At 45.4% G+C, this 23,905-nt stretch carries 23 protein-coding genes; 11 read left to right on the top strand and 12 right to left on the bottom strand.

Translation table 11 applies throughout. The features are described from left to right. Nucleotides 1-199 precede the first annotated feature (199 nt). The 8 genes from QUA70_RS15180 to QUA70_RS15145 all read right to left on the bottom strand — a co-directional run bounded on the left by QUA70_RS15180 (nt 200) and on the right by QUA70_RS15145 (nt 7,614). Complete coding sequence (locus QUA70_RS15180; RefSeq protein WP_333323985.1) at nt 200-712, bottom strand: diacylglycerol kinase family protein; 513 nt, start codon at nt 710-712, stop codon at nt 200-202. A gap of 161 nt (nt 713-873) precedes the next feature. Further along, nucleotides 874-1,410 (bottom strand): rRNA maturation RNase YbeY, encoded by a 537-nt coding sequence (gene ybeY, locus QUA70_RS15175; RefSeq protein WP_333348115.1) that lies wholly within the window; start codon nt 1,408-1,410, stop codon nt 874-876. A 206-nt stretch (nt 1,411-1,616) separates the two neighbouring features. Continuing rightward, entirely contained in the window at nt 1,617-1,835 is a 219-nt protein-coding gene (locus QUA70_RS15170; RefSeq protein ID WP_333348118.1) for a DUF3285 domain-containing protein, read from the bottom strand. An 89-nt stretch (nt 1,836-1,924) separates the two neighbouring features. Beyond that, a complete protein-coding gene (locus tag QUA70_RS15165; RefSeq protein ID WP_333323990.1) occupies nt 1,925-2,722 on the bottom strand; it encodes a DUF4058 family protein in 798 nt (265 codons plus the stop codon). 149 nt (nt 2,723-2,871) lie between these two features. Next, the gene (locus tag QUA70_RS15160) at nt 2,872-3,660 is read right to left on the bottom strand and encodes a DUF4058 family protein (protein ID WP_333348120.1); all 789 of its coding nucleotides are present in this window, start codon (nt 3,658-3,660) and stop codon (nt 2,872-2,874) included. An 85-nt stretch (nt 3,661-3,745) separates the two neighbouring features. Then, entirely contained in the window at nt 3,746-5,530 is a 1,785-nt protein-coding gene (locus tag QUA70_RS15155) for an AIPR family protein (protein ID WP_333348123.1), read from the bottom strand. Nucleotides 5,531-5,663: 133 nt separating this feature from the next. Beyond that, entirely contained in the window at nt 5,664-7,493 is a 1,830-nt protein-coding gene (gene thrS, locus QUA70_RS15150) for a threonine--tRNA ligase (RefSeq protein WP_333348126.1), read from the bottom strand. After that, nucleotides 7,486-7,614, bottom strand: coding sequence for a hypothetical protein (locus tag QUA70_RS15145; RefSeq protein WP_333348129.1), 129 nt, complete (start codon nt 7,612-7,614; stop codon nt 7,486-7,488). Before QUA70_RS15145 ends, thrS begins: the two co-directional genes overlap by 8 nt. Nucleotides 7,615-8,052: 438 nt before the next feature. Here QUA70_RS15145 and QUA70_RS15140 point away from each other — a divergent pair, with 438 nt between their 5' ends. From QUA70_RS15140 to QUA70_RS15100, 9 genes are all read left to right on the top strand, one after another. Then, nucleotides 8,053-8,382, top strand: coding sequence for a DUF2605 domain-containing protein (locus QUA70_RS15140; RefSeq protein WP_333348131.1), 330 nt, complete (start codon nt 8,053-8,055; stop codon nt 8,380-8,382). Between the two features lie 607 nt (nt 8,383-8,989). After that, complete coding sequence (locus QUA70_RS15135) at nt 8,990-9,301, top strand: DUF2973 domain-containing protein (RefSeq protein ID WP_333348134.1); 312 nt, start codon at nt 8,990-8,992, stop codon at nt 9,299-9,301. Between the two features lie 473 nt (nt 9,302-9,774). Beyond that, nucleotides 9,775-11,763 (top strand): DICT sensory domain-containing protein, encoded by a 1,989-nt coding sequence (locus tag QUA70_RS15130; RefSeq protein WP_333348137.1) that lies wholly within the window; start codon nt 9,775-9,777, stop codon nt 11,761-11,763. Between the two features lie 590 nt (nt 11,764-12,353). Next, the gene (locus QUA70_RS15125) at nt 12,354-12,854 is read left to right on the top strand and encodes a peptidoglycan-binding protein (RefSeq protein WP_333348140.1); all 501 of its coding nucleotides are present in this window, start codon (nt 12,354-12,356) and stop codon (nt 12,852-12,854) included. 299 nt (nt 12,855-13,153) lie between these two features. Further along, nucleotides 13,154-13,579 carry a photosystem I reaction center subunit II PsaD gene (locus QUA70_RS15120; protein WP_190737724.1) on the top strand — a complete coding sequence of 142 codons (426 nt, stop codon included), beginning with the start codon at nt 13,154-13,156 and terminating at the stop codon, nt 13,577-13,579. Between the two features lie 164 nt (nt 13,580-13,743). Next, nucleotides 13,744-14,604, top strand: coding sequence for a GNAT family N-acetyltransferase (locus QUA70_RS15115; protein WP_333348144.1), 861 nt, complete (start codon nt 13,744-13,746; stop codon nt 14,602-14,604). A 20-nt stretch (nt 14,605-14,624) separates the two neighbouring features. Further along, entirely contained in the window at nt 14,625-16,172 is a 1,548-nt protein-coding gene (gene trpE, locus QUA70_RS15110) for an anthranilate synthase component I (RefSeq protein ID WP_333348147.1), read from the top strand. A gap of 104 nt (nt 16,173-16,276) precedes the next feature. After that, on the top strand, nt 16,277-17,161 hold the full coding sequence (locus QUA70_RS15105; RefSeq protein ID WP_333348150.1) for a PhzF family phenazine biosynthesis protein: 885 nt from the start codon (nt 16,277-16,279) through the stop codon (nt 17,159-17,161). Between the two features lie 180 nt (nt 17,162-17,341). After that, entirely contained in the window at nt 17,342-17,818 is a 477-nt protein-coding gene (locus QUA70_RS15100; protein ID WP_333348153.1) for a hypothetical protein, read from the top strand. Nucleotides 17,819-17,835: 17 nt separating this feature from the next. On the opposite strand, the gene QUA70_RS15095 is transcribed toward QUA70_RS15100, so the two are convergent. Together QUA70_RS15095 and QUA70_RS15090 are read right to left on the bottom strand one after the other, a co-directional pair. Continuing rightward, nucleotides 17,836-18,687, bottom strand: coding sequence for a hypothetical protein (locus QUA70_RS15095; protein ID WP_333348155.1), 852 nt, complete (start codon nt 18,685-18,687; stop codon nt 17,836-17,838). A gap of 738 nt (nt 18,688-19,425) precedes the next feature. Continuing rightward, complete coding sequence (locus tag QUA70_RS15090) at nt 19,426-21,177, bottom strand: hypothetical protein (protein WP_333348157.1); 1,752 nt, start codon at nt 21,175-21,177, stop codon at nt 19,426-19,428. A gap of 374 nt (nt 21,178-21,551) precedes the next feature. On the opposite strand from QUA70_RS15090, the gene QUA70_RS15085 reads away from it, so the two are divergent. Together QUA70_RS15085 and QUA70_RS15080 are read left to right on the top strand one after the other, a co-directional pair. After that, nucleotides 21,552-21,782, top strand: a complete 231-nt coding sequence (locus tag QUA70_RS15085) for a hypothetical protein (protein ID WP_333324015.1) — start codon at nt 21,552-21,554, stop codon at nt 21,780-21,782. A 50-nt stretch (nt 21,783-21,832) separates the two neighbouring features. Further along, nucleotides 21,833-22,045 (top strand): hypothetical protein, encoded by a 213-nt coding sequence (locus QUA70_RS15080; protein ID WP_333076781.1) that lies wholly within the window; start codon nt 21,833-21,835, stop codon nt 22,043-22,045. Nucleotides 22,046-22,726: 681 nt separating this feature from the next. Here the strand turns inward: QUA70_RS15080 and QUA70_RS15075 are convergent. After that, the gene (locus tag QUA70_RS15075) at nt 22,727-23,128 is read right to left on the bottom strand and encodes an MgtC/SapB family protein (RefSeq protein WP_333348160.1); all 402 of its coding nucleotides are present in this window, start codon (nt 23,126-23,128) and stop codon (nt 22,727-22,729) included. A 103-nt stretch (nt 23,129-23,231) separates the two neighbouring features. Beyond that, entirely contained in the window at nt 23,232-23,888 is a 657-nt protein-coding gene (locus QUA70_RS15070; RefSeq protein WP_333348163.1) for a hypothetical protein, read from the bottom strand. Nucleotides 23,889-23,905 lie beyond the last annotated feature (17 nt).

Genomic DNA, 23,905 nt, shown 5'->3' with positions numbered 1-23,905 from the left:
TTAAGTTAGATTTTAGGTTTTAGATTTTAGATTTTAGATTGACTCGCTGCCTGAAAGCAAGGGTTTCAAGATTTTAGATAGATGCCGAAGATAAAAATAGCTGCAATATAGACGAATAAAACTAAAAATCTCAAATTGGTCATCTAAAACCTAAAATTTGCGTGAAGCGAAGCTATCCAGCAGGGAATCGCCCAATAAGTTACTGACGGGCGATCGCAATTTGAACGACTGCCCACAAAGGAGGAAGCAGAAGTGCAGTACCGACGATGATCGCAGCCATTGCCGATACCAGAACCGCTCCAGCACCGCAGTCTTTGGCAATTTTGGCTAGTTCGTGGTAAGATTGCCCGACTGTCAAGTCTACCACGGATTCGATCGCCGTATTCAACAGTTCCATTGCTAAAACTATGCCAATGGTGACGCCGATCACAGATATTTCTACAGGTTTCAGTTGCAAAAATAGGCCGAGTCCGATCGCCAAAGTGCCAATAACAGTGTGAATCCGAAAATTGCGCTGAGTTTCAAAAGCATAACGCAGACCCCCCCAAGCGTATCTAAAACTCGTAGCTAAGCTAGATGCGATTTTCCAGGACAGCTCTCGATTGTATTTCAAGGCTTTTTTCGGCTCTTGGACTGTCTGGCTAGAAGAGTCTTGAGGCATGGGCAGAAACTGTGCGATTTGTGATGAAATTGAGGGTCTATCTAGTGTCATAAAGAACCAACTTTAATTTACAGAGATGAATGAAAGCTACACTTTTCAAATTAACTTCATCAAGTCTAGGTAACTTTTCTAAGTTTTTACTAAAGTTTTGGTTTAATTTCAGAAAGTTATGTTGGGCTTGACATGATTTGTTAAATCACCATCAACTTCAGTTATGCTGTTTGGATCGCAAGACCGATCGCCTGCAGCAATTTTTCTTGTTGATCTAGCATTTGAGTCAGACTTTCTTCATCCGGGTGATCCCAGCCCAAAAGATGCAGAAAACCATGGGCTGCGAGCCAAGCTAGTTCGGTCTTCAGGGGATGTCCTTGCTGCTGGGCTTGTCGGTTAGCTGTATCGATCGAGATGACGATATCACCCAAGTATAGGGGTTCGGATGACTGCATTTCCTCTAGCTGAGGACAGTCTACCTCTAAAGATGCGAAAGCTAGTACATCGGTCGATCGATCGAGCTGGCGGTACTGGAGGTTGAGGGCTTGCATCTCGGAATCGGCGGTTAAACGCAGACTGACTTCGTAGCCCGGAGCGACTGGCACATACTCTTCCTGGTTTTCCAGCCAAACGCTAAACCAATTTTCCCAGGTTTCGGCCCAAATCTCCCCGCAGGCTGCAATCTCAAGGAGGTTGGAAGCGTCGGCTGACTGCTGGGCGAGCCCGTAACAGTCTTCGACATTCACCTCTATTAACATTTTTGGGATCTCCTGTCAAGCAATATATTATATTTTTTTTAAATCTCAAATTGTCCGATCCAGGGGCAAAGGATTTTGCTGTTGCTGGCAAGATACAGTAATCTCTTAGAGATTGCAACGGGCAGGCAGAACAATCAGCTTAACTCCCTATTTGTGAAAAATGAAAATAGAGCTCGAACTTAGAGGCTGATTGTTTGAATCCCCGATTAAGAGTTGAAATATCGATCGAGAAAAGCCAAACCGACGAGTACGCCTAAAAGTCCGATCGCTGTCAAGGCAAAATGAAACAAAGAAGTCGCCCGCTTGCGAACCATATTCCGCATCGCCAGCTTGACATAACTAGGTGGAGGTGCATTGTTTGTCGGTGCTGTCTGAGTTTCGGCGGACTCTTCGGAGACGGGAATTGCTGAGGGAGGTTGACTCATAGTGGTTAGTTTAGAAGGTTAATAGAGGGGCTGCTGAGGACAGACTCGCCACGATGGTAACAAATATGTAACGTTTTGTGTAGGGTTTTTTAGGTTTCAGATTGTCGGAGGCTGGTTTCGGACAACAAAGCATCCGCCCAAACTGCATCGGATTCTGAAAGCGCAGGGACTAACTCAGCCATATAATCGAGGGTAATGTCATAGGCGGCGCGATCGTACACTGTATTCAACAACGCCTGCAAATCTACGATCGGTTCCACATCGCCTGCACCCAAAGGCAGCGAAAAACAAGGAATCACATCTGGTAGATTAAACAAGTATAAATCCGCAAAAGGTCTTTGATTTCCCCGACTCACCAAAATCCGATAATGGGCTGCAATATCATTGTCCAAAACTGGGAGAGGTTCCCAACCCCGCAACAAATCAATCTCCACAAAATTAGTGCGACTTGCGAATATCTTATCCCGCTTTTCTTCATACATTTCGCGCCCTTTACCCGGACGTTTATTAGCAGGTGAAAGCACCTCAATTACTGTCACAACTTCCTTAGTCGCCATATCTATCACCTCCAAATACCCCTCTCTCACCTCCTCAGACATCGCTAATCTGATTTTCAATGGTTCAGTAGTTCGTGTAGCCACAGCCACATTCGATGTAGTTGAATTTCTGGGAATCGGATTGCGCTGGATAGAAACATCAGGAATCCCGACTAACAGAGATTGTTCTCCCTTTATTTCATAAATCCGCTTTTCAATCGCAACGCGATATTTTGGCACCAGTTGGGGAACCAAAGACTCCTGAATCATACCAATCAGCAAGTGATGTACTTCTGGCCAAAAGTCAGGGCTTTCTAAATAAGGATTCATTCCCGGAAATGGATTAGGCATTGATTTAACTCCTGTGGATTTACCTGCTTAGGACTTATGCACGGGTGGCCAGAAACCGGGTTTTTCACGATAATACTTTATTACAGCGCACAAAACAGCAAAAAACCCGGTTTCTTTGGTTGAGATACGTCCCAGATTACTACTTCATATTATCCCCTCAATCCCCTCTCCCGAAGCAGAGAATCAGCCCAAGCAGCATCGGCTTCCGACAACGGGGGAACGGGTGCGGCAGTGTAATCTATTCTAAAGTCATAGGCGGCGCGATCGTAAACCCCATTTAATAACGCTTGTAAATCTACAATTGGTTCCGCATCACCCGCGCGCAAAGGCAAGGGAAACGCAGGAATCATATCGGATAAATTGAAAAGGTACAAATCTGCCAAAGGCCTTTGATTTCCGCGACTCACTAAAATTCGATAACTTGCCTCAATATCGTTACCAAAAACTGGCAGAGGTTGGTAACTTCGCAACAAGTCAATTTCAACCAGATGAGTGCGACTACCAAACACCCTTTCTCGCTTTGCTTCATACATTTCTCGCCCTTTGCCAGGGCGCTTATTTGTTGGAGAAAGCACTTCAATTACAGTCACTACTTTTTTAGTTTCAGTTTCGATGACTTGCAAATAACTTTCTTTTACTTCCACTGGCCAAGGTATTCTCACCTTCAAAGACTGGGTGGGCGGAGCGGCAACGGCGACATTAGAAGTAGTCTCGGTTGTAGGAGCCAGTGAGCGTTGTATTGTGACATCGGGAATGCCAATTAGTAAAGCATCTTCGCCGCTGAGTTGATAAATTCTTTGTTCGATATCTACTAAATATTTAGGCAGTAATTGCGGAGTTAACAAATCTGCGATCGCCACTATTAACCTATTGTGAACTGAACGCCACACTTCAGGACTTTCTAAATAAGGATTCATCCCGGGAAACGGATTAGGCATTAATCGAGTTCCTCTTCATTTACTTATTGTATAAAATTGGTAAATCACTATTTGGATATCGGCATCCCTGTCATTATCTATAGATTCAAGAGCGAATCTGAACGAGCTTTGCGAAAGATTGAAAACTAGAGACATGATACTGTTTAGTTGATTCTACAACTGCTTTGAAATTACTGATTGCGTCTTTTGCGTCATCATTATTTAGACTTCTTTCGACGGCGGTAAGCAGGTGTTGACAAAAAGGAATAGTAATTTCTACAATTGGTTCCCAAAATTTCTCCGCTTTTTCTGGTGAAATTTTCGTATCAAAAGAAACTCTAAAAGCATTAGGAACTTGTTGATCCAGGAATGTTTCGAGACAATTAGCAATAGCTGAGGTAATTAGGAAGTGAGCACCTCGTCTTTGCAAAAAGTCCAATTGTTTAGCCTCTGCGTCAGACAGAGAGCTTGCTTTACTCTTATCCACAAGTCGAAGTTTCTTAGCCTCTACACTGCGAAGTAAAGAATAAACAAATACAATATGCTTGGCGGATATTTGTTCGGGAAAATATTTAGAGTAAATCGTATCTACTCTCCAGATATCAGATTTGTTATTATATGCAATTACCGGATCTTGATGAAATGCTGCAAGAGCTTGAGCAACTGTATCAGATGGTAACAAGTTAGATGGACGGCGGATCACATCTGTAGAGCCACCTCTTCTGCCACCAGAATAAGTTGTATCTGGAATATTTGCAAACTCTTGACGCAAGCGTCGCTGGATTGAATCGTTACTGCGGAAGTCAGATGCTTCGACTACATTTTGCCTATTGTTGTATTCAATTATTTTTCTGATCGTGCTGATATTATTACATTTTACAAACCTAGCTTGTACATATCCTGTACCGTCAGGAGAAGTATCTAAACTACCCAATGCTCCGGTTGTCTGCGCTCCATTCACTATAGAAATTCCGCTAATTTCTAGTGTATCAGCACTACCTATTTCTTGAGATTGGTTAGCTTCTGCATCCTTAAATGTAAATTCCGATACTAAAGCTGTGATACCATTATTAAAAGCCCAAAAATTATTTGGCTCATCCTTGGCAGTGCTTTTAATGCCATTATTGATGTTGTTGTCACTTTTTCTACTTCCCAGATATCCTCGGACATTGGCAGAAAATAGATTGTCAGAATAGTTTTGAAATACTTCATATAGCCAGGTAATAGGAATAGCTGTTACAAAGGCTTCCCAATCATTGCCAGATATAGTGTACCCTCCTAATATAGGAATAGTAAACTTATCAGTAACTAAGATAGGAGCCTCTAAAGCACGACACCACTCATCCAGTGTTTTTTGACCTACTTCTAGGGTACTTACATTTTCAACCTCTGAATTGGGAAATTGTGTTCTCAGGGCATTCTTAACTGTCTGTTCTACCATTTGAAGTTCATCTTTAACATTTTTTGATTCCGGTAAGTTGTGTACATACCAAAACTGTACGAATCTAATCTGGTTTGCTTTGAGTGAAGACCGAACTTCTACAGCAGCAGAGCGAATTCCTTCAGGTAGATTCTGTAGAGGAGAATTAAATAGCCAGGCTGCTGCGGTGTTAAGATCAGAAGCTTTATCAGATGATGCAGCCTGTTTATTGGGATTTTTAATTAAATCAGCCATATAGGCTTGTATAACAATAATATATCCGGCCTCCTTATCCACATAGATTAAGTCGCATTTTTTATCATCACCACCTCCTGTGAGAGAGGTGGCGGCTACGGTGTCAATATCCTCTATTTGAAATCTAAGCTGTAATGCAAAAAGAGCTAAAGCATTTTCCTTGTACTTTTTTAAATCAGTGCGAGCATCAAAGGCAGTTTGGTATGAAAAAGTCATGTTCTGAATAACTCCCCTTAAAAGTGAATAATTACAGTTGTGCGGCTATTTGAAATTTAGGATTGAGCGAGCAAGTAGAATATCCACCCCACAATAGATTACTCTATTATAGCAGGGTGGAATTTTGCAATATCTAAAAATCGCCGTAACTACTAATAGCCGCCTGCAACCTCCTAATCACTTCATCAACCGAAATCGCCCCCAACTCCCCAGAAGCCCGAGTCCGAATATTCAAACTATTCGCCTCAACTTCCTTCGCACCCACAACACCCATCACCGGAATTTTATCCTTCTCAGCATTGCGAATCAACTTGCCCAAACGCTCGCTATTCTCATCAGCTTCAGCGCGCATTCCGAGCATTTTCATCTTCGCCGCCACTTCCTTCGCAAACGGCAAAAACTCGGCGCTGACAGGCAACAACCGCACCTGAATCGGCGCCAACCACAGCGGAAAATCCCCTGCATACTGCTCGATCAAAATCCCGATTAAGCGTTCCAAAGAACCGAAAGGAGCACGGTGAATCATCACCGGGCGCTTGCGAGTGCCGTCTTCAGCGACGTATTCCAAATCAAAACGTTCGGGCAAATTGTAATCTACCTGAACAGTTCCTAGCTGCCATTCTCTATCCAAAACATCTTGGAAAATGAAATCGAGTTTCGGCCCGTAAAAAGCCGCCTCCCCGATTCCCTCAAAATAATTCATTCCCAAAGTTTCCACCGCGCGGCGGATTGCACCTTGAGCCTTTTCCCAAGCTTCATCGGAACCGATGTATTTCTCTAAATTGTTCGGATCGCGGAAACTCAAACGCGCCTTAAAGTTTTTCAGTTGCAGACTCTTGAAGACTGACAGAATCAAATCCACCACATTCAAGAATTCAGCATCCAACTGTTCCGGCGTGACAAATAAGTGGGAATCATCCACCGTAAAGCCGCGCACCCGCGTTAAACCGCCCAATTCTCCCGATTGTTCGTAGCGGTAAACTGTGCCAAATTCCGCTAAGCGCATGGGCAATTCTCGATAGGAACGCAATTCGCTTTTGTAAATTTGAATGTGAAAAGGGCAGTTCATTGGTTTCATCACAAAACCCTGTTCGTTTGCTGCCGCTTCCTCATCTTCGGCCATCAGCGGAAACATATCTTCTTTGTATTTCTGCCAGTGGCCGGAAATTTTGAACAAATCGACTCTGGCAATGTGGGGAGTCACAACTTGCAAATAACCGCGCTTGATTTGTTCTTGTTTCAAGTAATCTTCTAAAATACTTCTCAAAACAGTGCCTTTCGGCGTCCACAAAGGCAAACCAGGGCCCACCGGATCGGCAAAGATAAACAAGCCTAATTCTTTGCCTAATTTACGGTGATCGCGCCTTAAGGCTTCTTCTTTGCGGTGTTTGTATGCTGCTAATTGTTCGGGAGTTTCCCAAGCAGTGCCGTAAATGCGCTGTAACTGAGCTTTGGTTTCGTCGCCGCGCCAGTAAGCGCCTGCTAGGCTTTCTAGCTCGATCGCCTTTGGATTCAACTCACTGGTATTATCCAAGTGAGGCCCGGCGCACAAATCCCACCATTCCTCCCCCACATGGTAAAGAGTAATTGGTTCGCTCAAACCTTCTAAAATTTCTAATTTGTAAGGTTCATTAATCTCCTTAATTCTGCGTTCCGCTTCCTCGCGGCTGACTTCTTCCCGAATTACAGGCAATTTACGGTTGATGATTTTGATCATCTCTTTTTTAATGGCTTTTAAATCCTGTTCCGTAAAAGGTTCGGGAGTGTCAAAGTCATAATAGAAACCGTTTTCAATCCAAGGGCCGATGGTCACTTGCGCCTTGGGAAATAACTTCTGCACCGCCATCGCCATAACGTGGGAGGTGGTGTGGCGAATTTTTTTTAGTGCCTCCGACTCACTGGTGCGGGGCAACTCAATCTTAACGGACTCTTCTGGAGCGGACATGGATTCTGAGCTAGACATCGGCTGAATTAGCAATTAATTTAGTTGCAGTTGCTTCTATCTTACTCAGATTGGGACAGCAAGCGCCGACTTCCGACTGGGGGACACTCCGAGAAATTAGGTCATTCTGGGCATTGGGCATTGGGCATTGGCCATTGGGCATAGTTTTTTTCTTGCTTCTTTCTTTTTCCTTTCATCCGTTACATCCGTTACATCTCAGATGTTGCACCATTGTCAAGAACGGGCTCTCCGGCCCGTTCCACAAAGAATGAGTTTTCTTGTGGAACAGGCCGAAAAGCCTGTTCCTAAAGAAGTAATTGAGAATGGTGCAAGATGTGAGTTACATCCGAAGAAAGCGAATCCCTTGCCGAACTTCCTTCTGCTATGAGCTATTGCTAGCGAGTCTGAGCCGATATTGCACAATTTGGGGATTTCCACTCCAAAATCGCTGCTGGCACAGTTAAATTTATTCACACCCACCGGCTAATTGTTATTAAATTATGGAATTTTTGTTAAAAATATGTTACAATTTGTAAAGACCGTCTAAGACTATAATAGATAAATAACCCACTTTTAATCCATGCTTAATTCCAACTTGCCCGAGCCAGAATTGCTCAAAGCGTTACTGGAACCGCTGTTAGAGGATTTCAATTACTGGTTCGATCGATCGGCAAACCTCTTAGAAACTGAGGAAATTCCCTTTCTCAGCGACGAAGATCAATCTGACTTGCTGGCGCGAGTCAAACAGGCTCAGCAAGAAGTAGGCGCGGCTAAAGCTCTATTTCAAGCAACCGGAGGTCAAGTTGGGATTGAAACAGCAGCACTGATGCCGTGGCACAGACTGCTCGCCGAATGCTGGCAAGTATCGGCGCGCTTTCGCTCATTGCAGTCAGCTCCCCCTGGAAAATAAGGAAGCGAGTTCAAGTTAAATTTGCAGTCAAATCCCCAACATTGGGAAATGTGGCGGCCCACTTGACAACCTCAAACAGATTTCCAGTTAATAAGTTATCAGAAAATTGGGTTTTAAATCCCGTCCTTTTAGGAAGGCTTTATTTCCAAAAAGTTCTATAAGTTTCCCAAATAGTACCCTATACTACAAATAGATACAGGTAGAATAACCGCGAGCATCGAATGGATAACCAACCCCAAAATGACTGGCTAGGAAACAATAATGTCTCGTGGGTGGCGAAAACCACAAAAACATAGCTAGGGTAGCCATCGCGCACCCATACCAGAAAACTCAAAATCTTAGTAGTTAGATGTACGCCAAGGGCATACGGGAACAAAGGGAATGAGCCCTTAACGCTTGGGGAGACAAGCCCTCTGGGACTATTCAAATTAGGCTCGAAGCTTCGTTCAATTGGACGGGTTTTTGGTTTAAATATTGCCAAAGGGATGAATAGTTTAAAGGTATGTCAGTGAACCAAGAATCCCCGCGTTTACGGCCGGGAGTGTCAATACTTGCTGAAACACATTTGTAAATTGCTGTGTGGCTGTTTAGCCCGGAGGAGAAGATAATGTTGCACCTGCTTTATATTTTAGCTTTTACCGTTCTTGCCTTTCTGGCAGTCGGTAACTTAATCCGCAGTCTCGTCACCGTAGGTATGGAGTCCCAGCGTCCTCAACAATTCAGGGCAAATAATCGCCACCCATCCTATCCGGGTTCTCAATCTGTACCGCATCCAGAACTTTTAGATGAACAAGGGAACATAGTCAATGAGCCACTGTTAGTGATGCGTTCGCTGACTGTCCAAGACGCCCGCGAACAATTAGATGCTCTCTACAAATCATCTCCGGGCGGCAACGACGAAGGGGGCGAACTAGCCTGATCAAACCACAGCCGCAGCATTTATACTCAGGCGCGATGCCTCAAAAAAATATAGGACTTACACGTTAGGTGTCAGAAACCCGGTTTATTCATAGATTGTGGGTAAAAACTGGGTTTCTTGGGATCGGTCGTCAAAATAATTGGTCGTTAGTTTTTAACTAATGGCTAATTTTTTGCGCTTTTTTAAAGTTTAATTACCGATTAACCAGATCGATCGCCAAAAAGCGATAATTATGGCACTGATATCCAATAGAGCGAGGATAGTTTGACACTCAAGTACAGGGAAACTAGGAATCTGGGCGGGCACGGCGGAGCGAATTTGGGCCAACACCGGGGTACCCCAGGAGAGCGAAACCAATTTTTTTGTACTTTACTTACCAAGTGCTGTAAATCTATTAGATACTGAAGAAGGATCGCTCTAAACCTCCTATCGATCCTGTTTTGTCATCGGCAAAAATGCACGTTTAAGGCTAGATGATCGTCCCTATTTCGCTACTGGCAGAACTTCTGCATGCTTTGCCCCAACTGCGGGCACAAATTTATTTCAAATCTTCCATGACAGCCTTGTCTCACGCGATGGAAGACTTAGTTTTGGCGGGTTCCGACGACGAACCGCTAGTGATTGCCAGCTTTCAGCGAGAGCGCTTCTACCGCCAGGAAGCTCACCGCTACCGGCGAATTGCCTCACGATCCTCTCAGGTATACGTGCTGGCAGCACCGGAAACTGAGTTTAAAAATTCTTCGGAGTGTCACGAAACTGTGGCGTTTGCACCGGAGGACGGATTAAGTAAAGAGTGGCACTTAGTGGTACTGGGGGAACACTACTCAACTTGCCTGATTTGTCAAGAAAAAATTGTGCCGATCGACAACCAGGACGATCGCGGGCCACTGTTGATGGATCAAGCTCGCAGATTTGAAGGAATTTGGACGTTCGATCGCGAGGTAAGCTCCAAAGCAGCCGCATTGTTGCTCGATAGAATTGTCACTTATCGCCCGGAATTGGCCGAAAAGATCGATCGAGCGCGAACTACTTACAAGCTCAAAACACCGAAAAAAACGAGGAAATCCGCCACTTCCAAAGCCGCCAAACCCGACATAAGTACGAGAAAAAACTCAAAAATTCCCAATCCCAAATTGAGCGACGCTTTTACAGAACGCTTAGTAACCTACTTGCAAGCAGGCCAGCACAAACTGCTCAAAGCATACAGCGCCATTGCCGCCCAGGAACGCAAAGAACGCCTCGTAAATTTAATTACAACGGCAATGCGGCAGTCTCTCAACCCGCAAGAAATCGTCGAAGTCGCAGTGCATGAACTGGGAACAGCCCTGTCAGCAAGCCGATGTTTGATTTATCGCTGCAAGGCCGCAGATGTGGCGGTCAAAATCGATCGCGAGTTTTTGCGTCCGGGCGCTAGTTCCATGCTGGATCAGACTTGGCTGTTGCAGGAAAATCAAATATGGAGCGACGCGGTGGCGCGGCAAGAGCGAGTTTACATCCAAGACACATCACAACACCCGCTGATTGTCAATACAAAATTCCTGGGAAAAGCTGTAAAAAATTGGCAAATTGTCTCTTGGTTAATGGTGCCAGTGCTTTATCAGGGGCGGGTTTTGGGAATGGTGGAAATGCACCAGTGTCGATCGACTTTGGCTTGGGAAGAAGACGAAATTGCTTTAGTAGAGGCGATCGCCACCCAACTCGGAGCCGCCTTAATTCAAGCAGAAACCTACGCTCATTTAGAAGAACTCAACCAACAATTAGAAGCATTAGACCGCACTCGTAGCAATCTAATTGCCATCACCGGACACGAACTTCGCACTCCACTTTCTACGATTCAAGTGTGTTTGGAAAGTTTGAACTCCGAACCAGATATGCCCGCAGAATTGCGGCAAATCATGTTAGAAACTGCCCTCGGCGATGCCGATAGAATGCGGAAACTCGTGCAGGATTTCTTAACTCTTTCTCACTTAGAAAGCGGGCGAGTCCAGTGGAATGTAGAATCGCTGACGCTGCAAGAATGCGTTGATTTAGCCCTCAGCAGCGTGCGATCGCGCACAGTCGATCAACAGTTACCGGAAATTATCGCCGAGGTGTCCGCAGAATTGCCTTTAGTGCAAGCTGACGGAGAGTGGTTGGTGGAGGTGCTCTCCAAACTGCTAGACAACGCTTGCAAATTCACCACACCCCAGGGAAGCGTGACAGTGCGAGCGAAATGCAACGGTTCTCGGATGGTGGAAGTGCTCGTAGCCGATACGGGGAGGGGAATAGAGGCGAATAGTTTAAAAGTAGTGTTCGATCGATTTTATCAAGAAGAAGGAGCTTTGCGCCGCAGCGCCGGCGGTACCGGTTTGGGATTGGCAATTTGCAAACAGATTGTTGCCGGTTGGGGCGGTAAAATTTGGGTAGATTCCGCAGGAAAAGATAGAGGAAGTGAATTTCACTTTACTATTCCCACTGTTTAGACTCAATTTATACACCGTATTCAAGGTTTATGAAGTACACCCCAGAAACCCGGTTTCTTTACAGTTCTCGCATCCTTACTGATTCTGTTCAAGAAACCCGGTTTCTCCGTACTACATTTACATGGAATATATTGTAAAAAACCGGGTTTGTGGGGGTCTGAGCGCGCAAGTATCGATCGAATTAATCGATCGATACAGGATCGCACAGAAAAGTTTTCACCGCAGAAGCCACCTCCGCTGCTACACCCCGTCTTACCCTCAACCCTCACCCTCTTACATCAGCCTTACAGGTGATGCGGCGTGACGGTGTTCAGCTTTAGGATAGAAAATATCAAAGCAGATTCAGGACGCGGTGGCCGTCTTAAACCCAGTTGTTAAACAAAATTTAGCGTTGGGCTACAGAACACGTAGGGATATTCCGAGAATAAGTCTTCCGTGTACAAGTCCTGAGATGGTAAAAGTCGATCGAATCTGTTGAGGCACTGCCGGCGCCAGTGTTGATTCGTGAAAACTTGATGATGCAAATGTTTCGCCCGGAAAAAGTTTTTTCCCATAAGAATACTCCAACCTAGAGGTTAGCAAAATCGATTATGTCACCTACAACCCAGATGAAATCTACTCAACCTATGGCCAAAAAGCCACAACTACAATTAGGTTCCCAAGGTAAAGCGGTATTGGAACTCGAACAACTGCTAACCAAGTTGCAACTTTATCGGCACCCTGCTAAAGGAATTTTTAACAAAGCCGTTGATTTTTCTGTGAAACTGTTTCAGTTTCGGGTTTTCTTGTCGCCGGACGGAATTGTCGGGCCGCTGACTTGGCAGGCGCTTTATACTGGAGCTCCAGTTAATATGCCGGTACTCAAATTCGGCAGTTCGGGCGAAGCAGTCGCTACTGTTCAGGAAGTTCTCAAAAGTTCCCAGCATTATGGCGGTAAAATTGACGGCGACTTTGCTACTTTGACGGACAAAGCTGTTCGCGCATTTCAAAAAAGCTTTGGGATTGACGCCGACGGGATTGTCGATCGAGAAACTTGGACTGCTTTGAGCCAAATTCCGCGAGGCTATGACCCTAATTGGTTCTTGACTTAGGGTTGGCGCGGTAAATTGTGCGATCGTATGTGGGGGGAAATTGGGGGAATGTGCGATTATTCTGGTGCCCCACAAGCACCAGAATAATTGCTGTTTTTTTTTGATTATTTTTTCGGGATTCGTGCTGCCTAATTTTGTTTTCTAACTTTGGTGGAAATTACCAATTATGAATTATTAATTACTAATTATCAATTATCAAAAAAGATCGATCGCCAAAAAACTGTTAATTTTCCTTACAATTTCGAGAACAGCGTGCAGTCTCGATGATACGATGCCGTAAAAATCCTTTGGATATATCTATGGCCGAACAACTTACTGGACAACCCCCAATCTTCGGCGGCAGCACAGGCGGCTTGCTGACCAAGGCGCTAGTTGAAGAGAAGTACGCTATCACTTGGACTAGCCCCAAGGAGCAGGTTTTTGAAATGCCTACTGGTGGCGCTGCGATTATGCGTCAAGGCGACAACTTGCTGCATCTGCCCCGGAAGGAGCAGTGCATCGCTTTGGGCGGCCAGCAACTGCGGGCTAAATTCAAAATCACGAACTACAAAATTTACCGCGTGTTTCCCGACGGTACTACTGAGTACCTGCATCCCAAGGATGGCGTGTTCCCTGAGAAGGTGAACGAAGGTCGTCCCTACAACGGTAAGATTGACCGCAATATTGGCAGCAATACCAATCCGGCCAAGCTGAAGTTTACCGGTAAGAAGACTTTCGATCCTTAGATCGTGACTGCATGGCTGAGCAAAACATAGGTAATATTCCCTGTAAGGCTCAGCTTGTAAACTTGTTTTTGCAGTAGTATTCGGGCGCGGGAGGCTAAGCCCGCAGCGCCAAAATACTACTGCAAACTTCAAATCTTATTAAAAGTTAATCGTTACATTAAATAATGAATGTCGCAATCAGGCGAGCGCAGCCTTCTGATATCGATGTTTGCGCTGGCATTAATTATGAAGCTTTTAAAGGTATTTCCGATCGCCATCAATTCCCTACAGATTTTCCGACGCTGGAGTTTTCCACTGAAATTATTGGTCTTGTGATCGAAAGTCCGTTGTTTTTTGGCATAGTAGCCGAGAGCTCTGGTGCCGTTGTCGGGTGCGGGTTTATGGACGAACGCAACCCGATTCGCGGTATCGGGCCCGTCAGTGTCGATCGAACTTTTCAAGGCTGCGGCACGGGGCGCGAAATCATGAAAGCTTTGCTGGAACGGGGACAGGACGCTGTGGGTATCCGTTTGGTTCAGGAATCTTTTAATATGGCGTCGCTGTCGCTGTACGCTTCTTTGGGTTTTGAGGTGAAGGAACCTTTCGTGTTAATGGAAGGGAAGTTTCGCAGCCAGCCTCCGCATGGGTTTGAGGTGCGCCCGATGAGTAGTGAGGATGTTGGTGAATGTGCGGCTTTGTGCGAAAAACTGTGCGGGTGCGATCGAACTTCGGAGATTGAAGACGCCCTGAATTTCTATTCTCCTTGGGTTGCTTGTAAACAAGGTCGGATTGTGGCTTATACTTGTGCGGTGTCGGCTTTGAGCCACAGCATCGCGGAAACTGAAGCCGATATGCAGGCTTTACTGTTGGGGGCTGCTGCGTACAGTTCCGAAGAATCGCTTTCTTTTCACTTGCCGCTGAGGTACGCAAGTTTGTTTCGCTGGTGCTTGCAAGAGGGGCTGCGCGCCCTCAAGCCGATGGCGGTGATGGCAGTTGGCGAGTATCGATCGCCGGAGGGATGTTGGTTTCCGTCTTTTGTTTATTGATTGTATAGCGAAGTTAGTATATGATATTTCCCGATTTCTCACAATTCTCGGAACTGGCGACACAAGGCAATTTTGTACCCGTGTATCAAGAATGGGTTGCTGATTTGGATACGCCGGTGTCTGCGTGGTATCGGGTTTGTGCGGGTCAACCTTACAGTTTTCTGCTGGAGTCGGTGGAAGGTGGGGAAAAACTTGGGCGTTATAGTTTCTTAGGGTGCGATCCGTTGTGGATTTTGGAGGCAAGGGGCGATCGTACAACTCAAGTTTACCGTGACGGTTCCGAAAAAGTATTTACGGGCGATCCGTTTGTAGCTTTAACTGAATGTTTGGAGTCTTATCAACCGGTGAAATTGCCGCAGTTACCGCCGGGAATTGGCGGGCTATTCGGTTTTTGGGGTTACGAGTTAATTAAGTGGATAGAACCGCGAGTTCCCGTGCATCCAGCCAGCGAGAATGATTTGCCGGATGGATTGTGGATGCAGGTGGATAATTTGCTGATTTTCGACCAGGTGAAGCGGAAAATTTGGGCTGTCGCCTATGCGGATTTGCGCGAGGTTGGCGTTGATTTGGCAGAGGCTTATCAGCAAGCGTGCGATCGGGTTGGTAAGTTAGTTCAGAAGCTGCAATCGCCGCTTTCCCGGCAATCTACTCTCATAGAATGGACACCTCCCAATAACGGGCAAGATGCCCGTTCCACAACCGGAAATACAGAATTGGCTTATACTAGCAATATTACCCGTGAAAAGTATTGTGCCAATGTCTTAAAGGCTAAGGATTATATCAAAGCCGGAGATATTTTTCAAGTAGTTATTTCCCAGCGTTTGGAATCTGAATACAGTGGCGATCCTTTTGCACTTTACCGCTCTTTGCGTCTGATTAATCCTTCTCCGTACATGGCTTATTTTCATTTCGGAGATTGGCAGATTATCGGTTCGAGTCCCGAGATTATGGTGAAGGCGGAAAATACTGCTGATGGCAAAAAGATTGCAACTTTGCGACCGATTGCCGGCACTCGCCGCCGGGGTCAAACCCCCGAACAAGATGATGCTTTGGCTGCTGAATTGCTGCAAGATCCCAAGGAAATTGCGGAACACGTCATGTTAGTTGATTTGGGTAGGAACGATTTAGGCAGAGTTTGCCGAAACGGTACTGTAAAAGTTGACGAATTAATGGGAATTGAGCGTTATTCTCATGTGATGCACATTGTGAGCAATGTGGTGGGAGAATTGGCTGAGGATAAGACAGCTTGGGATTTGTTGAAAGCTGGTTTTCCTGCGGGTACGGTTAGCGGTGCTCCGAAGATTCGGGCGATGGAGATTGTGCACGAGTTGGAAGGTTGTCGCCGGGGGCCGTATTCTGGGGTTTATGGGTATTATGATTTTGAGGGACAATTGAATAGTGCGATCGCAATTCGGACTATGGTTGTTCGATCTCAAGGAGGCGATAAACATTCGGTTTCTGTGCAAGCAGGCGCTGGTTTGGTGGCTGATTCTAACCCGGATATGGAATATGAGGAAACGCTCAATAAAGCCAGGGGAATGTTGGAGGCAATTCGCTGTTTGAAGTAGCGAGGCGGAGCCTCTGGATCTCTGTTACCAGGCAGAGCCTGGTAACAAGAAATACTCGGCGGTTGAAACCGCTGCTACACAAACTACTGTTGAACGAGGGAAATGTGAATTTTTATATAGTTGACGTGTTTGCCGAGTCAAAATATGCTGGCAACCAGCTAGCTGTATTTTGCGGTGCGGGAGTTGCCGAACTATCTGAGGCCCAAATGCTGCTGATAGCGAGGGAAATTAATTATTCAGAAACTACGTTTATTCGATCGCCCGATCCGCGAGATGGCGGCTATGACGTGCGGATATTCACGCCCAAGAAGGAATTGCCCTTTGCCGGTCATCCGACTTTGGGAACTGCGTTTGTGTTGCAGCAAGAGATTATTCGCGAAAAGGTCGATCGAGTAATTCTCAATCTAGCCGTCGGTCAAATTCCAGTTACTTTTAATTATCACAATGAATCGGCAGATATTGTGTGGATGCGACAAAACCCGCCTAGTTTTGGTCAAGTTTTATCAGCCGCAAGTCTGGCAAATGTCTTGAATTTAGAACCAGATGAAATTGATGCCAACTTCCCTATTCAAGAAGTTTCTACGGGAGTGCCGTTTATAATTGTCCCATTAAAAACTCTCGCCTCGCTCAAAAAAGCTCAAGTCAACTTAGATAAATATTTTGAGCTAGTTGATACAATGGAAGCGAAAGAAATTTTGATATTTTGCCCAGAAACCTACAGCGACCTTAATGATTTAAGCGTGCGAGTTTTTGCCCATTCATTAGGAATTCCAGAAGATCCGGCGACTGGCAGTGCTAACGGCTGTTTGGCTGGATATTTGGTAGAATATGCTTATTATGGGTTAGCAAAGATTGATGTCAGAGTTGAGCAGGGTTATGAAATCGATCGACGTTCTTTGCTGTTGTTACAAGCAGTTCAAAATGAAGGGGAAATAGCAGTTTTGGTGGGTGGTAAGGTGGTGATGGTTGCTAAGGGAGAATTTGTGTAGAATTTTTAACAGAGAATTATTAACCGCAGATGCACACAGATTTACGCAGATATGTACAGCTAGATTTAGATGCTTGTTTGGCGATCGAGATGTTACAATTTTGCTAATATGAGGTAGCTCATATTCATTGATTCGCGTGATTGTTAGGCTAAAAAAGTCATCCCTACCAGAGACTTTCCCATGCTGCAAACATTTTCGCGGACTTTAAATGTATCCCCTGACGCTTCAGAAGCCCTGCTTTCACTGCCATTAACCAGCTTGCTTGATTCACCGGAATTCAATCAAATCTTGGGAAGTCTGGATAGTGGTTTGCTCAAAGAAACTTTGCTAACTGCTGGAACTGTTTTAGCTCAAAAGCTTCCGCCTTTTTACGACTGGTTGCAAACAGAACTAGGAATTAAAAACGTCCCTAACAGTCCCGATCATACTACGAAATGGGTAGTCGGTTTTTTGAAGAATCAAGAAAGTTTAACTCGTTTAGTTGATCTGCACAAATCAATTCCCAGAGAGGCATTAGAACGAGCGATTCCTCGTTTAGTTAGCGCCTTTGAGGAAGTTCAACCCACCGCTGTAAAGCAAGAATGGGAAAAAGCGATCGCAGCACTTTGTCTGCTTCTGGCAGTGGCAGCGCGAGAAAACCAGCCATCTGTGGCTTGAAGCAATTCTGTCTGAGTTTAAACAAAGCGCTTTTTTCGGAAAATTTGCAATTGAGTGCGATCGATCTGAACGACTACCGGCTTTTTCTTGTTCAGGACGATCGCATTGTGTCTGTTTACCAAAAGCAACTGAGCCAATACTACCACCAGGGCTCGTCTTTTCTGAAACTTGCCTTCAAAACGCGCCATTCGGACGATCGCCTCTTCGATGTTATAACAACAGTTGTTGCCTTTCTGGGAAATCACAAAAATCGTTCCCGGTATATAATCGCCTTCATTTGCCCAGAAAGCATACCTTTCGCCTAAAGTAAAGTAGTGAAAAACATTGTTAGCCGTGGAAGTTTTAGCTAACTTTTCCGAAACGCCTAAAGAATTAAAAATTACCGTTGATCGAATATAATCCGGGTATTTTGCGGCTATTTGCTGAGCAACTTTGCCGCCCAAACTTTCTCCGATGACATCGGGCGGATTCCCGCTGTGAAATTGCTGCTTTATCCAATCAATAGCACCCGCAGTTTGCGCGGATTTTAACTGGCGTTCTAGTTTGGCCATAAATACATCTGGCGTATCTTCCAAAACGTGCTCAAAAGGATACCAAGAACCATATCCGCGAATCACCAAAACAGGCGGATTATTGCCAGAAATGGGAACGCGACTTTCAGCATAAAAACCAGTGCGAGAGTCTTCAAACACTTTTTCTATGATATAATTTCCATCAACAACTTGCCCTGACTCGTGCCGAATGTAAATAGACGGGTTATTGGGTTTAAAAGTATCGTGCAGTTGGGGTTTGGCAAATTTTTCATACAGGGCATCTAGCAAGTGCCTTCCCGTTTGGCGATCGACAAAATCGAATTCTGTTCCTTTCATTATCTGGTAGCGGCCGGTTTTACCAACAATATTTAATAAGTACAAAGAATCTACATAAACCCGCCCGCCCTACAACAGATCGACAAAATCCGATTTGGTTGTTGTCGTTATTTGGTAGATACTGTCTTTACCTGTCAAGGGGTAGCAGTCAAATAATTAGGATCGAAACCTGAAAACCTTCCCCATGAAGGAATTCTGCTCAAGCTTACCCCTAAATGCTAGTAGCTTCCATGTGCTTGCATGGAGTTCGACTACACTTTGTTGTGTCAGCCAGTTATGTAAACTCTCAAAGCCCTGAGTATTGTTCGTAAACTTTTTGGGTTGAGTCGCACGACGACTTTCTTTCAGTAATCAGACATGAAAGTCTTTTTTACTGATGTCTATACCTAAGACTGTTGGTGTCATTGTTTGCTCTCGCTCTACTCCGATTTATGAAAGAACTGACAGGCAATTGAATACTAAGCTTGTTAATGCAAGCTTGGGAGCATCTCATACACCCGCCCCCCACAACTAATAACCTATATCAACCTTGACTTTTATCAAATGGAACAAATGTACATTGAGGTTTACCGTTGAGAGGGGGCGGGTTTATGGGATTATTAGTTTTTGGCGGAAATGGTTTATAAAACCTGCTCCTAGGAGAGCGCACATTATACAAAAACGAACCAACCGGACATGATATAACAACACAAAATGAATGGAAAATGCAACTACCAATTTTCCATTCATTCTCAATTTTTACGCTTTCGCCTCAACCCAAACCGTCATCCCCTCAACCCTCAAACCTTTGCCGCGAGTGCCGCAATATTGACCGTTAGTAGTAACAGGAGTATCGCCTACATTCTGAATGTGAGCTGTGTAAAATACGTCGTATTTATCAGCTTGTGGCCCTGTCAGCCGCGCGGCAAATCCCTCAATCCGCTTGGCTTTGCCCCGGAATCCAGCTAACTCCCCTTCCGAGATCCAAGCAGTATCGCCAACTCCTTCAACGTGAGCCATGTACTGCAAATTTAAACCTGGCACGGGAGGTTCTATTTTAATTTGAAATCCTTCCACGCGGAGGCCTTTGGCGCGAGTGCCTGCATATTCTCGATCGCTAAAAGTTCGATCGCCAATTCCTTGAATATGCGCCAACACTTTTAAACCCACAGGCGCCACAACTTGGGAACTCGCAGACTGCGCGATCCAAACTTTGATGCCCTCGATTCTCAAAGCTTTGCCGCGAGTGCCGCAATATTCGCCGTTGGAGGACACATCGGTGTCGCCGATATTCTGAATGTGAGCGCTATAAAATACGTCGTAATTATCAGCTTGCGGCCCGCTCAACCGCACCGCAAATCCCTCAATTCGTTTCGCTTGACCCCGAAAACCTGCCAATTCTCCTTCGCTAAGCCAAGGAGTATCGCCAACACCTTCGACGTGAGCCATGTACTCGACATTTAAGCCGGGAATTGGCGGATCGATATTAATCGCAAATCCTTCGACGCGCCGCCCTTGACCCTTAGAACCCGCGTATTCTTGAGAACCGAAAGTTCGATCGCCAATTCCCTGAATGTGCACCAAAACTTTGATTCCCAAACCGCCCTCTGCTGCCACCGTTGGTTGAATGTTCCGGGGTGCCCCAAAAACAATGTTCCCCGAACCGGTTGTCTGAAGAGACTGAGGTACTTCCACGCTGGGAACAATAATTACCTCGTGCATGGGGACAGAAGGTGCGGGGGATTCCAAAATCTGGATCTGTGGCGCAACTGTAACTTGTTTCGGTGCAACATTTCCTGACGGGATGACAATCACTTCTGGCAAAGGTTCGGCGCTGATTTTTTGTTCTGGCGCTGCTTTAAATGCTGGTTCGACTTTTGCAGGTGCTGCTTTTACCATCTCAGCAATAGTTAATTTGCCTCTGGATATGGCTACGGCTATTTGTTTGCCAAAAGCGGCGCTGACTGTTTCTTCGAGAATTACCCACTGTTCGTCATCTAATTTGTCTTGCTGTTCCACCAGGGCGAGCACTGCTGAAACTGGGTGTTTGCCGCTGACTAAGGATTCTGCGTCAGAATGCAGTTGAGTTGGGGTTGATTCGGAAATCGCGCGTTGCAGTTCGCGGGCTTTGGCATGAACTGATTGTAAGGGTGCGAAGTCGCTTTGTTCGCGGTGGGCGATCGCCAATACTCGATCGATCACTTTCAATGCTGCATCGCGAATTTCTGCTTTACCTTCAGAAGCTGCGGCAGTCTCGACTAAGTTTTGAATGTCTTTGAGGGAAGCAATTTCCCCCGGTGCGATCGCGGATTTGTTGAGTTCGAGAGCTTGTTTTTGGACTGCAGCAAAGTTGCGGCTGTAGGCGGCTACTTCTTGCAGCAAGCTGTCAGAGGGAGGAAGACCGGAGTCTTGCAGTTGTTTTGCTGCTTGAGACAGGCGATCGGCCAAATTAGCATAAGTTTCCGATAGTCGGGCTATTTGTTGTAGCAAATCTTTATGAGCTAGTTCCATATGTCTTGCCGTAAATATTTAACTTGCTGATTATAGACGTTGAGCGTCTTCTGAAGGTAGAAGGCAGTAGTCATTAGTCATTAGTCCCAGGGAAGAAGAAAAATGCTCCCACTCTCCGACTCCCCCACTCGGACACTCTCCGACTCCCCCACCCAGACACCCGGACACTCTCCGACTCCCCACTCGGACGCTCCTCCTCTGGCATCCCCCGCGTGATCGCCGTCACAACCGTGCAAATACTTAGTCACACTCTGCGACTCCGGCTGTCACGAGTGGCCCGTAACAATGTCACACCTATCGAGCAATAGCCGTCACTGCTGATTCTGTGAAAACAGTTGATACTGAGGCTTGAACCAATAAAATCCCGAAGTGTTATGGTACTAATTCGCGATCTCGCCCACCAAGCTCTGACTCTAGGCTATCTAACCCTTGAAGCCGAAAATCAACTGCGGCGGATGTTAACGACCACCCAGTATGACTTGGAAGACTTAAATGCTTTTATGGCTTTGCAACTAGCAGCTATGTCCGGAGGAGTGAAACAAGAGTCTCGCGAGCTGAAAAAATTTGAAATTTTTGGCGAGACGGCTTCCGAAACTTCCTGTTAGTAATTAGTTGGCTTTTGATTAGTTAAAATTTAGTGAGGGACATTTCTACCATGCAGATTCGTGAAGTTGTAAAACAAGCTATTGCCGCTGGATATCTGAGTTTGGAAGCGGAAAATGAAATGCAGAAGATTTTTTCCTCAGCCAAGTGTGATTTGGAAGATTTGAATGCTTTTATGAGCTTGCAGTTAGCTGCGATGGCGGGTCGCGTCAGGCAAGAGTCTTTGGAATTGATAAAAATGCCAAGTTTTCCCGAAACGAATTAACTAGCTTTATTCATTCATGGGCTATTTGCAAAAATAGATATTAATCGATTACAAAAAAACGCTTATTTAATAATGAATTTAACTAAGTTATATACTAATTAATTTGACAAAAATTGCTATCTGGGTTCACTCGGTAGTAAGCAAGTAAACTCAAATTTAAATATTTTTTACAATAAATGTTTAAGTTTGTAGTCAGGACTTGACTCCTCAAAGGCAAGGCTGGGATGACCATAGTTATCACCCTGTTTGCTGACTAACCGTTGAGCATTATTATTGAAAGGTTATTTCTTGTTATATCAATTCCGGTTGCACTCCTTATGATATGGAGGACACGGCAGTGCCGTGTCCTGACTGTGGGTAACATTAATTCCCATGCTACCGGATTTGATATTAATTATCTCTCCCATTAACAATATTCATCTATCGCCCGAAGCAGAAAATTCAAGCGTTTGAGCCACTTTTTCACTACCTGGACAGGTGTGGCGGGGAGGAGAACTCACAATTCATGATATGTGATCAACTCGAATTGCTGGGAAACAACTAATATTATTTATCCTAGATTAACCGTTATCAAATTTGTTCGTAGTGAGGAATTTTATCTTCATAAAATGAACTCTGACTTCCGGCATCACTACCAACGTTGTAACGGTTATTTTACCAAGTTTTATATACTCAATAAGACTATTTCCTAGGACGGCGACGCTCTAACTCTTTAATTACTCTCAGAACAAACAGCGACATTAAAGCGCCAATTAATGCCAGTTGCCACAACCCGCATCCTGCGGCAGTTCCTAAAGCTGCGGATACCCAAATAGCTGCGGCCGAGGTAAGCCCGTGAACTTCCGGTTTGCCTCTTTCCTGTTGATTTTGTCGCAGGATTTCTCCACCTCCCAAAAACCCAATCCCGGCAGCAATGCCTTGGATTACGCGCGCTACAGCATCTCCTCCGTTTTCATTTTTACCCATTGCCAGCGGTATTAAAACAAACAGTGCAGAACCCATACTAACTAGCATATGAGTTCTCAATCCCGCTGGTTTGTGCCGGAGTTGGCGCTCCCATCCAATAATTCCGCCAACAAACATGGCTAGGCACAACCTTAATAGTATGCCTAGCCAATTATCGGGAGACCACAAGTTAGCGATCGACAATGTTTTACTGCAAATAATTAATCCGAAGATTCCAATATTAGCGGAGTACGATGTCCGATCGCAATCTCACTGCCAAATCTTGTTCCGGGCGAATCACGAGCACGTCAACGCTGCGCCGCCCCAACAAGACTCCAGCTAAAGCGCCGATCCCAGCGCCTCCTAATACTTCTTCAGTCGCGATCGCTTTGTCGCCGGTAATGCCTGCTAGCGCTGCTGCTGCTGCTGCACCCAATGCTGCACCTTGCCCTACTGAACCTGCGCCAGCACCTTTTTGGACTCTTTCGGTTCGGGTAATAATTCCCGAATAGCCATCAATCCGATAGCGTTGGCGGCGGCTGATAATTAACTCTCTGGCAACAAATTGAGTACCACTTTGATTGCCCCTTCTGACAGGTTGCAATGCCCCGACAATCTGGCTGCCTGCGGGGATTAATACTCTGCCTTGAGGTGTGCGGATGTCTCGCGCTACTGTTAAAGTTAAAGGTGCAGTTTCTTCGCGGGTGACAACTATTTTGTCTTTTTCATAGCTAACTGGAATTACACTGCCCGATGGAATTGTGATGCTATTAAATTGGGAAATTCGTTGTTGAGCTTCTGCGGGAGTAGCTACCACGAGCGGGGCGCTGGTTCCCACTGTAATGCCCAGTGCGAGGATTGCTGCTGTTGCTGAACGCCATTTTTGAGAAGTAATCATATAAATTGTCTCCTTGC

Origin of the sequence: Microcoleus sp. LAD1_D5 (assembly GCF_036702115.1) — a bacterium.
Taxonomy (GTDB): Bacteria; Cyanobacteriota; Cyanobacteriia; order Cyanobacteriales; family Microcoleaceae; genus Microcoleus.
This window is presented reverse-complemented; position numbering and strand designations above follow the sequence as displayed.

Excerpts from the sequence above, each read along its gene's own strand:
- QUA70_RS15180 (WP_333323985.1), bottom strand. The coding sequence starts at position 712 with ATGACACTAGATAGACCCTCAATTTCATCACAAATCGCACAGTTTCTG.
- ybeY (WP_333348115.1), bottom strand. The coding sequence starts at position 1,410 with ATGTTAATAGAGGTGAATGTCGAAGACTGTTACGGGCTCGCCCAGCAG.
- QUA70_RS15170 (WP_333348118.1), bottom strand. The coding sequence starts at position 1,835 with ATGAGTCAACCTCCCTCAGCAATTCCCGTCTCCGAAGAGTCCGCCGAA.
- QUA70_RS15165 (WP_333323990.1), bottom strand. The coding sequence starts at position 2,722 with ATGCCTAATCCATTTCCGGGAATGAATCCTTATTTAGAAAGCCCTGAC.
- QUA70_RS15160 (WP_333348120.1), bottom strand. The coding sequence starts at position 3,660 with ATGCCTAATCCGTTTCCCGGGATGAATCCTTATTTAGAAAGTCCTGAA.
- QUA70_RS15155 (WP_333348123.1), bottom strand. The coding sequence starts at position 5,530 with ATGACTTTTTCATACCAAACTGCCTTTGATGCTCGCACTGATTTAAAA.
- thrS (WP_333348126.1), bottom strand. The coding sequence starts at position 7,493 with ATGTCTAGCTCAGAATCCATGTCCGCTCCAGAAGAGTCCGTTAAGATT.
- QUA70_RS15145 (WP_333348129.1), bottom strand. The coding sequence starts at position 7,614 with ATGCCCAATGCCCAGAATGACCTAATTTCTCGGAGTGTCCCCCAGTCG.
- QUA70_RS15140 (WP_333348131.1), top strand. The coding sequence starts at position 8,053 with ATGCTTAATTCCAACTTGCCCGAGCCAGAATTGCTCAAAGCGTTACTG.
- QUA70_RS15135 (WP_333348134.1), top strand. The coding sequence starts at position 8,990 with ATGTTGCACCTGCTTTATATTTTAGCTTTTACCGTTCTTGCCTTTCTG.
- QUA70_RS15130 (WP_333348137.1), top strand. The coding sequence starts at position 9,775 with ATGATCGTCCCTATTTCGCTACTGGCAGAACTTCTGCATGCTTTGCCC.
- QUA70_RS15125 (WP_333348140.1), top strand. The coding sequence starts at position 12,354 with ATGTCACCTACAACCCAGATGAAATCTACTCAACCTATGGCCAAAAAG.
- QUA70_RS15120 (WP_190737724.1), top strand. The coding sequence starts at position 13,154 with ATGGCCGAACAACTTACTGGACAACCCCCAATCTTCGGCGGCAGCACA.
- QUA70_RS15115 (WP_333348144.1), top strand. The coding sequence starts at position 13,744 with ATGAATGTCGCAATCAGGCGAGCGCAGCCTTCTGATATCGATGTTTGC.
- trpE (WP_333348147.1), top strand. The coding sequence starts at position 14,625 with ATGATATTTCCCGATTTCTCACAATTCTCGGAACTGGCGACACAAGGC.
- QUA70_RS15100 (WP_333348153.1), top strand. The coding sequence starts at position 17,342 with ATGCTGCAAACATTTTCGCGGACTTTAAATGTATCCCCTGACGCTTCA.
- QUA70_RS15095 (WP_333348155.1), bottom strand. The coding sequence starts at position 18,687 with ATGAAAGGAACAGAATTCGATTTTGTCGATCGCCAAACGGGAAGGCAC.
- QUA70_RS15090 (WP_333348157.1), bottom strand. The coding sequence starts at position 21,177 with ATGGAACTAGCTCATAAAGATTTGCTACAACAAATAGCCCGACTATCG.
- QUA70_RS15085 (WP_333324015.1), top strand. The coding sequence starts at position 21,552 with ATGGTACTAATTCGCGATCTCGCCCACCAAGCTCTGACTCTAGGCTAT.
- QUA70_RS15080 (WP_333076781.1), top strand. The coding sequence starts at position 21,833 with ATGCAGATTCGTGAAGTTGTAAAACAAGCTATTGCCGCTGGATATCTG.
- QUA70_RS15075 (WP_333348160.1), bottom strand. The coding sequence starts at position 23,128 with ATGTTTGTTGGCGGAATTATTGGATGGGAGCGCCAACTCCGGCACAAA.
- QUA70_RS15070 (WP_333348163.1), bottom strand. The coding sequence starts at position 23,888 with ATGATTACTTCTCAAAAATGGCGTTCAGCAACAGCAGCAATCCTCGCA.